Consider the following 13,125-nt stretch of genomic DNA (forward strand, 5'->3'; position numbering starts at 1 on the left):
GGGGGGGTGCCTCATCACACGGCTACCGCGTCTGAATCTCTCCCATCGGGATGAGCGCGCCGTCGCCGGCGTCCCAGCCCAGGGCGACCCGTACGCCCGCCTCGACCCGGGCCGGGCCCTGGGTGGCCACCAGGACATGCCCGTCGTGGCCCGGCACGGTCAGCGCCACATGCGAGGTGCCGCCATAGAAGCTCACGTCCACGACCGTCCCCGTCAGCACGCCCGGCTCCCCCCGCCGTTCCACCGGGGACGCCGACGAGACCGGGGCGAGGCGGACGTGCTCCGGACGGATCGCGAGCAGCGCCCGAGCCCCCTCTTCGAGCCCCTCGACCGCAGCGGGCAGCGTCCCGAGCCCGCTCACCTCGAACCCCCCGCCGGTCACCCGGCCCTCGAAGAGGTTGTTGGCCCCGACGAAATCGGCCACGAACGGCGTGCACGGCCGTTCGTAGAGGTCCACGGGGGCGTCGACCTGCTCGACCCGGCCGCCGCGCATCACCGCGATGCGGTCGGCGAGCGACATCGCCTCCTCCTGGTCATGGGTGACCACGACGAACGTGATGCCGACCTCGTTCTGCAGCCGCTTGAGCTCGAGCTGCATCTCCGCCCTGACCTTCTTGTCCAGGGCGGACAGCGGCTCGTCGAGCAGCAGCAGGCGGGGCCGCTTGACGATGGCCCGGGCCAGCGCGACCCGCTGACGCTGACCCCCGGACAGCTCATGCGGCCTGCGGCGCGCCTGTTCCGCCAGGCCGACGGTCTCCAGCACCTCACCGACCCGTACGCGGATCTCCTGGCGGGGCAGCCTCTCCCGCTCCAGGCCGTACGCCACGTTCTTCTCCACGCTCATGTGCGGGAACAGGGCGTACGACTGGAACATGAGGTTGACCGGGCGGCGGTGCGGCGGGACGGCGAGCAGGTCGGCGCCGTCGAGGAGCACCGAGCCGCTGTCCGGCTGCTCGAATCCGGCCAGGATGCGCAGCAGCGTCGTCTTGCCGCAGCCGGACGGGCCGAGCAGGGCGAAGAACTCGCCCTGCCGGATGTCGAGGTCGACCGAGTCGAGCGCGGTCACCTGGCCGAACCGCCTGCTGACGCCGTCGATGGAGATGAGTGTCATTTCAGTGCCTCGGTCAGCCTGGTCATGCGCTGGGCGACGATGACGACGGTGAAGCTCACCGCGAGCAGCAGCGTCGCCAGCGCGTTGATCTCTGGAGTGACGCCGAACCGCACCATGGAGTAGATGACGATCGGCAGGGTCGGCTCGGACGGCGCCGCCGTGAAGAACGCGATCACGAACTCGTCGAGCGAGAGCGTGAACGCGAGCAGCGCTCCGGCGAGGATGCCCGGGGCGAGCGTGGGCAGCGTCACCGTGAAGAACGTGGTGAGCGGGGTCGCGCCGAGGTCCCGGGAGGCCTCCTCGAGCGAGCCGTCCATGTGGCTGAGCCGCGCGCGGACGACCGCCGACACGAACGCCATGCCGAAGACCGTGTGCGCGATCAGCACCGAGTGCAGGCCCAGCGTCATCTTGACCGCGGTGTAGAACACCAGCAGGCCGATCGCCAGGACCAGGTCGGGCAGGATCGCCGGCAGCATCGAGAGCGCGTCGAGCAGCCGCGATCTCGTGTGTCGCGCCAGGCCGACGGCGAGCAACGTGCCGAGTACGGTCGACAGCGCCGTCGCCCCGAACGCGACGATCAGCGTGTTGGCCAGGCCGCCGCTGATCGCGTCGTTCTCCGCGAGCCTGCCGTACCAATCGAGGGAGAAACCGTCCCACGTGTACGGCGTCTTCGCCCGGTTGAACGACATGATCACCAGAACGGCGATCGGCGCGTACAGGAACAGGTAGGTCAGCCAGAAGGGCAGCCGCAGCCAGCCGGGGCCGCCCGCCGCACCGGATCGGTCACGCATCGCGCCCCACCCTCCGCGCCGCCCAGGCCTGGGCGAACAGCAGCAGTACGAGCACGGCGATCACGGCCAGCGCCAGCACCGAGCCGAACGGCCAGTCGCGGGCCTTGAGGAACTGGTCGCGGATGAGGTTGCCGACCATGATCCGGCGGCCCCCGCCGAGCAGCTCGGGAATGACGAAGTTGCCCAGGCTCGGCACGAACACGAACACGCATCCGGTCAGCACGCCCGGCAGCGACAGCGGGAGCGTCACCGACCAGAACGTCCTGGCCGGTCGTGCGCCGAGGTTCGCCGACGCCTCGCGCAGGCTCGGGTCCAGCCGCTCGATCGCCGAGTAGAGCGGGAGGATCATCAGCGGCAGGTACGCGTAGAGGAGTCCGGCGACGATCGCGCCGTCGGTGTAGAGCAGCTCCAGCGGGCCGAGGCCGAGCGCCTTCAGCCCGGAGTTGACCAGCCCCTCCGAGTTGAGCAGCACGATCCAGGCGTACGTCCTGATCAGGAAGTTCGTCCAGAACGGCAGCACGACAGCCACCAGGGCGATGACCTTCCACCTGGCGGGCAGTTTGGCGATCATGTACGCCGTCGGATAGCCGAGCAGCAGCGCCAGCAGCGTCGTGAGCACCGCGAGCTTCACCGACCCGGCCACGACGTCGAGGTAGAGGGGGTCGGCCAGGCGGGCGAAGTTCTCCCCCGTCGGCTCGTGGACGACCCCGCCGAACCTGCCCCGCCGGAACATCGTGTAGCTCAGTACCAGCGCCAGCGGGAACAGCAGGAAGACGGTCAGGAAGCCGAACCCGGGGCCCAGGGTCGCGAGCCGGCCCGCCGCCTTGCGTACGGCGACGACGGACGGTCGGCCCGTCATTGCGCCGCCGAGACCTCGGTGGACAGCCTCGTGTACGCGACCGACGCCTCGCCGAGGTCGATCAGGCTCTCACCCTTGAGCAGTTCGGCCGGCGGCTGCGCCAGCGCGGGGTAGCTCTCGAGCAGCTTGGGGTCGAGTGCGTCCATCGCCGCCTTGTTGGGGATCTTGTAGAGGATGTTCTCGGCCACCCAGCCGTGGATCTCGGGATCGAGGATGTAGTTGATGAAGGCGTGCGCCGCCTCCTTGTTCGCGGAGCTCTTGAGGATCACCATGGTGTCCGCCCACAGGTCGCTGCCCTCGGACGGCACGACGAACTCGATGTTCTTCTCCTCGGTCGGGCACCACCCGTCCCAGGCCTCGACCAGCACGGCCTCGCCGGACTTGAGCCGGTCGCCGAACGTCGTGTCGTCGTAGGCCAGCAGGTCGGGCTTGACCTTCAGCAGCATCTCCTTGGCCTTGTCGAGCACGGCCTGGTCGGTCGTGTTGACCGAGGCGCCGAGCAGCTTGAGCGCGGGCAGCGCCAGCCACCGCTCGGTGGTCATCATGGTGATCTTCTTTTTCAGCTCGGCCGGCGGGTCGAGCAGGTCGCTCCAGCTCGTCGGCGGGGTCTTGACGAGATCGCTGCGATAGCAGAGCCCGGTCGTGCCCCAGGTGTACGGCACCGAGAACGTGTTGCCCTTGTCGTAGGCGAGCTGGGCGGCCTCGGGGTAGAGGTTCCCGAGGTTCGGGATCAGGTCGGTGTGGAGCGGCTCCAGCAGGCCCTGGGCGTTCAGGGCCTGCGCGTACTGCCCCGACACGAACGCCACGTCGATGCCGCTGTCGCCGCCGGCGGTCAGCTTGGCGACGATGGTCTCGTTCGTGTCGTGGATGGCGACCTTGGTGTCGAACCCGAGCTTCGCCTTCACCCGCTCCGGCAGGTCCTTCGGGCTGTATCCGTCCCAGATCGAGATCGTCAGGCTCTGCTTCGACAGATCCGCGTTCGCGTCGAGCGTCGCGGGCTCGGCCGCCGAGTCGGTGGTGGCGGATCCGCCGCACGCGGTCAGAGCGAACGCCAGGCAGGCGGAGGCCACGGCGACGGGCACGCGACGTGTCATGGGAGGGCTCCTTACGACGGGGGTGGCGGCAAGTGTTGCAGGACAGCTCAACGTAGACAAGACTTTGTCTATCGACCGTGACCTTTATGTTTGTGATTCTTGTTGAATCGAGATTCAGGAGATCGCATGGAAGCGCCCCGCTGGCCTCACGTCACGGAGGCATCCGACGGGACGCTGACGCTGGCGGTGGCACAGGGCGTCACCTCGTCCGTCGTACGTGCCCTGGCGGATGACGCCGGCCCGCCGCCGCCCTTCTCCGTGCGCTCGTTCGCGCCGCTGCCCGCCACGGCGCGCGGGGAGCGGCCGATCACCGTCGACCAGACCAACCACTCGGTGATCGTGGGCGAGAGCGTGGTGGTCAAGTGGTTCCCCCGGCCCGTACGCGGCCGGCATCCGGCCATCGACCCGCTCGCCCATCTCGCCGGCTTCGCCCGTACGGCCAGGCCGTACGCCGCGATCTTCTGGGCGGACGCGCTGGTCGCCCTGGTGACCGCCTATCTGCCGGAGGCGCGGGACGGCTGGGAGTGGTGCGTGGACGAGGCGGCCGGCGGCGGCACGGACTTCGCCGCCGAGATCGGCCGCCTCGCCGCCGAGCTCCACCTGGCGCTGGCGACGCCGTCGGAGATCTTCCCCGATCCCGTACGGCTGCCGCCGCCCGGAGCCGGCGCCGCACCGGCCTATGGCGCGCGGGCCGAGGAGGCGCTGCGCACGGCGCTCACGCTGACCGACGGGGCGGACGGCGCGTGGCTGGCGGCGCGAGCCGAGACGCTGCGCGGCGAACTGGCCCCGCTCGCCCGGCCGGTCCGCACGCCCCTGATCCGCATACACGGCGACCTGCACGTGGGCCAGATCCTGCGGTGGCGGCACGGTTACGCCGTGGTCGACTTCGACGGCAACCCGACGGTGGCGGCGGACGACGGTGCGGCGTTCCAACCGGCGGCGCGCGATCTGGCGCAGCTCGCGACGAGTCTCGATCACGTCGGCCAGGTGGCGATCAGGCGCAGGTCCGCCGACCCGGCACGGGTGGCGGGATGGGTGGCGGCCACCCGGGCCGAGCTGGTCGGCGCCTACACGGCCGCCCTCGACGTGGCCGGCCGGCCCGAGCTGCTGGACCGGTCGCTGCTGCGGCCGTTCGAGATCGAGCAGGAGTGCCGCGAACTGATCTACGCCGCCCGGCATCTGCCGCGCTGGCGGTACGCGCCCATGGGCGTGCTGCGCTCGTGGTTCGCATGATCACGAAGGCCGTCGGGGCCGGTCAGCGCGTGGGCGTGCGAGTTTCTGCAAGATCACGAAGGGTGTCGGGCCAGGTCACAGGGCCTGCCTGCGAGAAAATGCAAGATCACGGGAAGGGAGAGGGTGGCGGTGGACGCCGGGCTTTATCGGGCCGACCTCGAGGCCAAGCCGGAGGCGCTGGGGGCGCTGGCCGACCATCTCGAACGGCGTGACCCGTTCGACGGGTGGCCGGAGGACTTCGACCGGATCGTCTTCCTCGGCATGGGCAGTTCACGGTACGCGGCGGGTGTGACGGCCCAGCGGCTCCGGGCCGCCGGGGTCGACGCCGTCGCGGAGTACGCCTCCGCCTCGCCGGGCACCCGGCCGGGGCCCGGGACCGTGGCCGTGGCGATCTCGGCGACCGGCGGCAGCCGGGAGACGCTCGACGCGCTGGCCCGCCACACCGGCAGGTCGTTCGTCGTGGCCATGACGAACGCCCCGGGGTCGCCGGTCACCGAGGGCGCCGACCTCGTGGTGCCGATGGTCGCGGGTGAGGAGCGCGGCGGGGTGGCCTGCCGCACGTTCCAGCACACGCTGGCCCTGCTGCTCACGCTGGCCGCCGGCCTGCCGCGCGGGATCTCGTCGTCGCCGGGCGAGGCGGTCGCCGGGCTCGTACGTCGGGCCGCCGAGGCGACGGCCGACCTGCTCGACCGGCGCGGCGAATGGCTGGCCGACGCCGCCGCGCTGCTCGACGGCCCGGACGGCGTCTACATGATCGCGCCGGCCGGGCGGCTGTCGTCGGCCGAGCAGTCCGCGCTCATGATCCGCGAGGGGCCGCGCCGCCAGGCGGACGCCTGCGAGACCGGCGACTGGGCGCACGTCGACGTGTACCTCACCAAGACCCGCGACTACCGGGCCATCGTGTTCCCCGGCTCGCCCTACGACGAGCAGGCGATGGACTGGATCAGGCGGCGCGGCTCCACGGTGCTCACGATCGGGGGCGAGCTGGACGGACAGGCGGGCTCGATCCGCTACCGGCACGACGACGACCCCGACGTGGCGCTGCTCACCGAGACCCTGGTCGCCGAGCTGATCGCCGCGGAGTGGTGGGCACGGTAGCTCAGTCCATCCGGCGCAGGATCCATCGGGCGGTCCGCCGGATCAGCTCCCGGCGCACGGGGCTCTCGTACGACCGGATGTCATGTCCCAGCGCGTCGTAGGCCACCCTGCCGTGCCGTACGGCTCTCGCCCACAGCACGGGCTGCCCGTCCGCTGTCGCGAGCGGCTCGACGCCCGGCATGACGTCGAGGTCGGTGTAGACCTCGTCGATCACCTCGAAGTCCGGCAGCCCGTCGACGATCGGATGCCCCGTGCCGATCTCGACGGTGGCCGGGCCGATCGGCGGGTGATAGGACCTCCCCCATCGCCAGGCGCCGCCGAGGATGTCCGTCCATCGCGGCCAGTCGTCGAAGCAGAGCGACGCGGTGTGCACGCAGAGCAGGCCGCCGCCCCGGTCGAGGTGATCGAGCAGCGCGGCCCTGGCGGCCGGCGGCAGCTGGAACCGCCACCTGTCCCGCTGGTCGGCGAAGTCGTCGCCGTCCATCCGCCAGCGGAACGCGTTGACGGTGATCAGCTCCACCTCGGGCGGCCCGGCCAGGGCGCCCGCGATGTCCTCGGTGATCTCGGACAGAACGCCGACCTCGGCGAGGACCCCGGCGAGGGCCGCGGACGTGGCCGGGAAGTCGTGCGCCACACCACCCGACAGAATGAGGTTCCGTACCATGCGAGCACTTCATCACATGAAGCCGGTATGAAGCCGGTTTGTCACGGGATGTGGGTGACCTGGAGGTGAGAAGTAAGACCCCGAGGTGACAGTCATGGACCGGTGACAGGCGGCCTAACGGATGAGACCTTGGTTCAGGGGCTATCCGAGGGGGCGGGGACATGGACGCCTGGTCGGTTCCGGAATACCGGGAAGTGCGTGAGCTCGGGGTGGGCGGCACAGGCAGAGTGGTGCTCGCCACCTACAGCGAGACCGGAGCCTATGTCGCGGTCAAGTACCTGCGCGACGAGCTGCGGCACGATCCGGTGTTCCTTGAGGGCTTCCGGCGAGAGGCCCGGATCATGGTGGAGCTCGACGACCCCGCCGTCGTGCGGCTCTACGAGTACGTCGAGTCCCGCGACGGCGCGGCGATCGTCATGGAGCTGATCGACGGGGTCTCGCTCCGCAGGATCCTCGCCGAACACGGATCCACCGGCCCGGAGGCGGCGCTGGCCGTGCTGAAGGGCTCGCTGCGCGGCCTGTCGGTCGCACACGCGGCGGGCATCGTGCACCGGGACTACAAACCGGAGAACGTGCTGGTCCAGGCCGACGGCACCAGCAAGCTCTCCGACTTCGGGATAGCCGCACCGAGCGGAGACCCCACCGTGCCCGCCGGCACGCCGCCCTACATGGCGCCGGAGCAGTGGGACGCCGGGCCCTCCGGCCCCGCCGCCGATGTCTACGCCGCCGCCTGCGTGTTCTTCGAGTGCCTCACCGGGCGTAAGCCGTACCGGGCCGAGGATCTCACCGCACTGCGGCACCAGCACAACAGCGCGCCCATTCCGGTGGTCGACGCGCCGATCCCGGTGCGCCGCCTGATGACACGGGGGCTGGCGAAAAACCCGGCGGACCGGCCGGCCACCGCGCTGGCCTTCCTGGCCGAGCTGGAGACGGCGGCCGCCGGAGTGTACGGACCCGACTGGGAGCGGCGGGGCCGTCGTCGCCTGGCCGAGCTGGCCACGCTGCTGGCGCTGACGTTCCCGCTGGCCGCCCCGGCCGAACCGATCGAGGTGGGCACCTCGATCGCCCAGACCCGTCTCGGCCGCGCACGGCAGGCGCCGGCCCAGCGCACCGGGGCCGCGCTCCACCGGCGGCCGCCGCGTCACAGGCCGCTCGCCGGCCGGCCGCTCCGCTCGGCGCCCCGCTTCACGATCGGCGCGGCGCTGCTGTCGGCGATGGTGATCGCGGTGGTGGTCTCGGCCGACCGCGGCGTGCCCATGGCCCGGATGCTTCCGCAGCAGAACGGCCTCACTCAGCCGTCTCAGGTGGCCCGGCCGCAGGACGCGGTCGGGTCCTCCCCGGAAACGCCCCTCCCCTCCCCCGGGCCGTCCGTCCCCTCCCCGGCATTCCCGGCGACGCTGCCCGGCGCACACCAGGACGAGCCGGCCTCGGCCGATTCCGCTCCCATCAGGGTCGCGCAGCGCGGCTCCCCGGTGACCGGCCCCGCCACCGAGCCGGTCTCCCACTCCGTCGAGCCGCCCACCACCGGGCAGACGGGCCCCGCCACGCCCCCGGCGTCTCCCGGCCCCGCCACGCCCGCGCCGCTGAAGGTGACCGCGCTCGACATCGCCGAGTTCGGCGGCGAGTCGGCGACGATCCGGGTGAAGACCACCGGAGAAGCACGCGCCCTGCTCACGGTCCGGTTCGCCGAGGGCCCCTCCCCCCGCCGGCTGGTCTCCGGCCCGCGCCGGACGATCCCCCTGCGGGGCGCGACCTCCTACGAGCAGACCGTCGGGTACGGCTTCGCGCAGCCGGCGTGCGGCGCCACCGTCTACCGCCGGGTGACGGCCACGACGACTCCGGCCGCCACGGGCGGGAAGCGGACCAGGCTGCTGAAGGTGCGGGGCCCCGCCTGCCCCGAGACCGCCGTCGGCTCCTGGGACGGCACGGTGGCCGACGTACGGGTCACGGCGGCCGACGCGTCCGCCCCGGTGGACCTCACGGTCGTCTTCATCCAGCGGCTGACGTACGCCGGGCGGACCGTCACGGTCCGGCGCGACGAGAAGCGGACGTTGTCCGGCTCGCGGGATTACACGGCGTCGTTCCACATCGCCTTCAAGCGACCGGAGTGCGGCTTCACGGAGGTCAGGAGCGTCAGCGCCACCGTCACGCCGGGCGGGGCGACGGCCTCGGCCCAGGTCACGGCGGAAGGCGCCCCCTGCCCCGGCGACGCCCGCTCCCCGAGCCCGTACCCGGAGCCGGAACGCGGCGCCGACGAGCCCGCGAAGAGTCCGGACGGCACTCCCGCCGAACCGGCGGAGGGCGAGTCGCCCGCCCGCTGACCCGCCGGGTCAGGGTTTTCTGGCGAGCGCGCCGTACTGCGGCACCAGCGGCGGCTCCCCGCCGACGTCGGCGGGCTCCGGCCGCCAGCGGGAACACGCGACCAGGCCGGGCTCCAGCAGTTCGAGGCCGTCGAAGAACCGGGCGATCTCAGCACCCGTGCGCGCGGTGATCGGCGGCTTGGCGTTCTCGTTCCAGAACCGCATGGCCGCCACGTTGACCTCGCCGCCCATCTCCAGCGTGGGGTGGGTGACGGCCAGATGACTGCCGGGCGGGACCGCCGACATCAGCCGGCGTACGATCCGGCGCGCCTCGTCGTCGTCGAGCACGAAGTTCAGGACGCCGAGCATCATGAGCCCGATCGGGCGGGTGAAGTCCAGCGTCCGCTCAGCGGATCGCAGGATCTCGTCGGGATCGCGGGCGTCGGCGTCGATGTAGTCGGTGACCCCCTCCGGGGAACTGGTGAGCAGGGCGCGGGCGTGCACCAGCACGAGAGGGTCGTTGTCGACGTAGACGACCCGTGCGTCCGGAGTCACCCGCTGCGCGATCTCATGGGTGTTGTCGACGGTCGGCAGACCGGTGCCGATGTCCAGGAACTGCCGGATGCCCGCCTCTCCGGCCAGATAACGGACCGCGCGGCGTAGGAACGCCCGGTCATGGCGCGCCACGTCGGCGATATGCGGAAACATCCCGGCGATGTGATCCCCGACCTGGCGGTCGACCGCGTAGTTGTCCTTGCCGCCGAGCCAGTGGTTCCAGACGCGCGCGTTGTGCGCCACGCTGCCGTCCACCTGTTGTGCACCGGACCCTCCCGAGGCCGATGACGTGTCTGTCACAGGTGATCCCTCTTCTCCCCGGCCTCGCCGGATCAGGTCACGGTGGTTCTCGACCTCCGTCTCTACCACGATTCAGGGATCTTGCTCAATCCCCCCGCCCCCGTCGGCGTACGGCGGGCCGCCAGAATCGTGGATAGCGGTTTCTGCCCTTTACGGTGGGTCGCCGTACGGTCACACTTGGAACGTTCGATTGCCAGAACATCGGAGCGGGAGGGAGAACGACATGGTTCCGGGTTGTGGACAGTGCTCGTGCAGCTTGGAGGAACGGCCTCCACGATGGCAGACCACCATCGAGAAGTAGGAAGACGGCCCGGGACCCCCGGGCCGTTCCACTTTCCCGGCCGATCCTCTAGAACAGGACGGACATAAAGGTGCCGACGTCCTCGAAGCCGACCCGCCGATAGGCGGCCCGCGCTGGCAGGTTGTAGTCGTTCACATAGAGGGTGACGAGCGGGGCGAAGTATTTCAGCGCCTGCTCCACGACGGTCGCCATGCCGGCCACCGCGTGACCTCGGCCCCTGAGCTCGGGATCCACCCACACGCCCTGGATCTGGCACGCCTGGGGGGTCACCGCTCCGATCTCCGCCTTGAACACCACCCGGCCGTCGTCGATCCTCGCGTAGGACCGGCCGATGCGGATCAGCTCCGCGACCCTCGACCGGTAGAGCGCGCCGCCGTCCCCGCTGTCCGGCGGGACGCCGACCTCCTCGGTGAACATCGCCACGCAGGCCGGCAGCAGGACGCCGAACTGCTCGGGTTCGACCCTCCGCACGAGCGGGTCCGCTTCGACGGACGGAGGCGACCGGGTCGCCATGACCGGCTGCGACCTCCTGATCGCGCGGGCCGGACCCCAGTGCGGCTCCAGCCGCTCCCACAGCCGCTCGACGGCATCGGCCGGACCGACGATCGACGAGCAGCGCCGGCCCTGCTTGCGCGCACGGTCGGCGAACGCGTGGACGGCCTCACGGGTGGCGTTGACCGGGACCAGGTTGGCCCCGGCGTAACACAGGGAGACGAGTCCGCCCCGCGGGCCGAATCCCCACATCTGGCCGCCGAGCCGCGAAGTGTTCAACCCCACGGCCCTGACCCGGGAGGCGACGAACACGTTGGCCACCGGATCCGTGTCGAGGAGCGCCAGCACCTCGTCGCGGTCGCTGTCGTCGAGCACACGCGACGCCGATGTTCGCAGCATCACGCGCCCAGCCTACGCGACCTTGTTGTCTTTGGAACTCACCCGATGCCGGGCGGATGCCGGTCGTCCGTCACTCCGGGCACGGTCCACCGTCCCGGCGACGTCCGGACCTGAGCCCGATGCGCTCGTACGGTCCCCGGGGCCGGCGTCCGCGCGGCCGGTTTCCGTACGGCAGGGCGGGGGCCGGGCTGGGCCGCGCAGGTCGCGTCGGGGCCGCGCGCGGCCCCGCGCCGCGGCAGCCTGCTCGCGTCGCGCAGATACGCGGCGAGCCTCCGGTCGACGCAGGCGTTCCCGGCCAGCGACACCCCGTGGTCGCCCCCGCGCACCTCGGTGAGCAGCCGGGCCGCCGGGAACCGGTCGCGCATGCGCAGCGCGCCGGCGTACGGCGTGGCCGCGTCACGCTCCGCCTGGATCAGCAGCACGGGCGGCAGGCGATCGGATCCGATCTTCACGGGCTTGCCGCCGCGCACCGGCCAGAAGGCGCACGGCGCGTTGTACACGGCGTTCTGCCAGGCCATGAACGGCGCCTTCGCGTGCATCTTCACGGTGTCGTCGTGCCAGCGGGACCAGTCACGCGGCCAGGCCGAGTCGCGGCACTCGATCCCGAGATAGACGGCGTAGGAGTTCTCCTCCTCTGCGTCCACCTCGGCCTGGTCGTGGAAGAGCTCGACCAGGCCGGTCGTCTCCCCCCTGTGGACATAGGCGGAGAACGCTTCGGCCAGCGCCGGCCACAGCAGGCCGGAGTAACCGCCAGAGGTGTAGACGTCGTCCAGTTCGCTGGGGCCGATGATGCCCCCGGCCGGCCGTTCACGCAGCCGCGACCGCATGGAGTACCAGGCGAATGTGACGGCCTCCTCCGTACGGCCCAGCCGGTAGGCGTCGTCGTGCTCCGCGATCCAGGCCAGGAAGCCCCGCTGGCGGCGCTGGAAGCTGAGGTCCTGGGCGAGGTTCACCTCGTACCAGTCGCCGGAGGGGTCGACCACGCTGTCCAGCACCAGGCGGCGCACCCGCTCGGGGAACAGCGTGGCGTAGACGGCCCCCAGGTAGGTGCCGTACGAGTAGCCCAGGTAGCTGATCTTCTCCTCGCCCAGGGCCGCGCGGATCATGTCCATGTCGCGGGCCGTGTTCTCGGTCGTGAGGTACGGCAGGAACCACGACCACCGGTTTCCGCATGCCTCGGCGTACTGCCTCGCCCGTGCGACGAGCACATCCTCCTCCGCCCTGTCGCGCGGCACGTTGTCCGGCCGCGGCGGGGCGAAGTAGCGCCCGGGGTCCACGCACGAGACGGCCGGACGGCTGTCGCCCACTCCGCGCGGATCGAACCCGATCACGTCGAACCTCGCGGCGACGTCCCTGGGCAGCCGGGCCGCTACGAACCTGGCCAGGCCCAGCCCTGACCCGCCCGGCCCGCCGGGGTTGACCAGCAGAGCTCCGAGATGGCCGGCGTCCCGGGAGACCGTGCCCCTGATCCGGTTCAACGCGATCGTTATCCGCTGGCCGTACGGCTCGGCGTAGTCGAGCGGCACCCGGATCGTCGCGCACTCCTCGCCGGGAGCCCGGGTCCTGCCCGACGCGGCGACCCGCGGCAGCACGGAGCCGAGCCCCGGCGACGAGCCGGGCCGCTTACACGGCTCCCAGGAGATCTCCTGCCGCCCCGGCCGTCCCCGCCAGGGCGCGGGACGCGCGGTGTCCGGGACGGCTCGCACCCCCGGTGCCGTGCCGTACGCACCCGCTCCGGCCGCGGCGTCGAGCGCCCAGACGGGACCCGTGGGGCCGACCGGCCCGACCAACCCGGTGACCAGCACCGTCACACCCGCGATCACTCCGACGACCCGCTTCACCGGCAACGCTCCCTCTGCTCTCACATGGCAGGGGACAGCATTACGGAGGTGATCGTACGGTCACCGCCGACACTACCCGATCATTAC

At 71.5% G+C, this 13,125-nt stretch carries 11 protein-coding genes; 3 read left to right on the forward strand and 8 right to left on the reverse strand.

Annotation, left to right across the window (positions count from 1 at the left end; translation table 11 throughout):
- Window positions 1-22 precede the first annotated feature (22 nt).
- The 4 genes from ACQP1K_RS21090 to ACQP1K_RS21105 are packed head-to-tail and all read right to left on the reverse strand — an operon-like array spanning window position 23 to window position 3,855.
- Window positions 23-1,111, reverse strand: coding sequence for an ABC transporter ATP-binding protein (locus ACQP1K_RS21090; RefSeq protein WP_433497430.1), 1,089 nt, complete (start codon window positions 1,109-1,111; stop codon window positions 23-25).
- Complete coding sequence (locus ACQP1K_RS21095; protein ID WP_433497431.1) at window positions 1,108-1,902, reverse strand: ABC transporter permease; 795 nt, start codon at window positions 1,900-1,902, stop codon at window positions 1,108-1,110. The genes ACQP1K_RS21090 and ACQP1K_RS21095 overlap by 4 nt, the downstream gene beginning before the upstream one ends.
- A complete protein-coding gene (locus ACQP1K_RS21100; RefSeq protein WP_433497432.1) occupies window positions 1,895-2,761 on the reverse strand; it encodes an ABC transporter permease in 867 nt (288 codons plus the stop codon). Before ACQP1K_RS21100 ends, ACQP1K_RS21095 begins: the two co-directional genes overlap by 8 nt.
- Window positions 2,758-3,855, reverse strand: coding sequence for a polyamine ABC transporter substrate-binding protein (locus ACQP1K_RS21105; protein WP_433497433.1), 1,098 nt, complete (start codon window positions 3,853-3,855; stop codon window positions 2,758-2,760). Before ACQP1K_RS21105 ends, ACQP1K_RS21100 begins: the two co-directional genes overlap by 4 nt.
- 126 nt (window positions 3,856-3,981) lie before the next feature.
- On the opposite strand from ACQP1K_RS21105, the gene ACQP1K_RS21110 reads away from it, so the two are divergent.
- Window positions 3,982-5,088, forward strand: coding sequence for a hypothetical protein (locus ACQP1K_RS21110; RefSeq protein WP_433497434.1), 1,107 nt, complete (start codon window positions 3,982-3,984; stop codon window positions 5,086-5,088).
- Window positions 5,089-5,217: 129 nt separating this feature from the next.
- The gene (locus tag ACQP1K_RS21115) at window positions 5,218-6,186 is read left to right on the forward strand and encodes an SIS domain-containing protein (protein ID WP_433497435.1); all 969 of its coding nucleotides are present in this window, start codon (window positions 5,218-5,220) and stop codon (window positions 6,184-6,186) included.
- Window position 6,187: 1 nt separating this feature from the next.
- Here the strand turns inward: ACQP1K_RS21115 and ACQP1K_RS21120 are convergent, their stop codons facing one another.
- Window positions 6,188-6,850, reverse strand: a complete 663-nt coding sequence (locus tag ACQP1K_RS21120; RefSeq protein WP_433497436.1) for a ThuA domain-containing protein — start codon at window positions 6,848-6,850, stop codon at window positions 6,188-6,190.
- A 161-nt stretch (window positions 6,851-7,011) separates the two neighbouring features.
- On the opposite strand from ACQP1K_RS21120, the gene ACQP1K_RS21125 reads away from it, so the two are divergent.
- Window positions 7,012-9,171: a protein kinase domain-containing protein gene (locus ACQP1K_RS21125; protein ID WP_433497437.1), complete on the forward strand. Its 2,160-nt coding sequence runs from the start codon at window positions 7,012-7,014 to the stop codon at window positions 9,169-9,171.
- A 9-nt stretch (window positions 9,172-9,180) separates the two neighbouring features.
- Here ACQP1K_RS21125 and ACQP1K_RS21130 read toward each other — a convergent pair whose 3' ends face one another.
- The 3 genes from ACQP1K_RS21130 to ACQP1K_RS21140 form a co-directional block, all read right to left on the reverse strand.
- A complete protein-coding gene (locus tag ACQP1K_RS21130) occupies window positions 9,181-10,005 on the reverse strand; it encodes an SAM-dependent methyltransferase (RefSeq protein WP_433497438.1) in 825 nt (274 codons plus the stop codon).
- A gap of 349 nt (window positions 10,006-10,354) precedes the next feature.
- Window positions 10,355-11,197 (reverse strand): GNAT family N-acetyltransferase, encoded by an 843-nt coding sequence (locus ACQP1K_RS21135; RefSeq protein ID WP_433501607.1) that lies wholly within the window; start codon window positions 11,195-11,197, stop codon window positions 10,355-10,357.
- A gap of 38 nt (window positions 11,198-11,235) precedes the next feature.
- Window positions 11,236-13,038: an alpha/beta hydrolase gene (locus ACQP1K_RS21140; RefSeq protein ID WP_433497439.1), complete on the reverse strand. Its 1,803-nt coding sequence runs from the start codon at window positions 13,036-13,038 to the stop codon at window positions 11,236-11,238.
- Window positions 13,039-13,125: the final 87 nt, after the last annotated feature.

The sequence above is a fragment of the Sphaerimonospora sp. CA-214678 genome (assembly GCF_050942215.1).
Taxonomy (GTDB): domain Bacteria; phylum Actinomycetota; class Actinomycetes; order Streptosporangiales; family Streptosporangiaceae; genus Sphaerimonospora.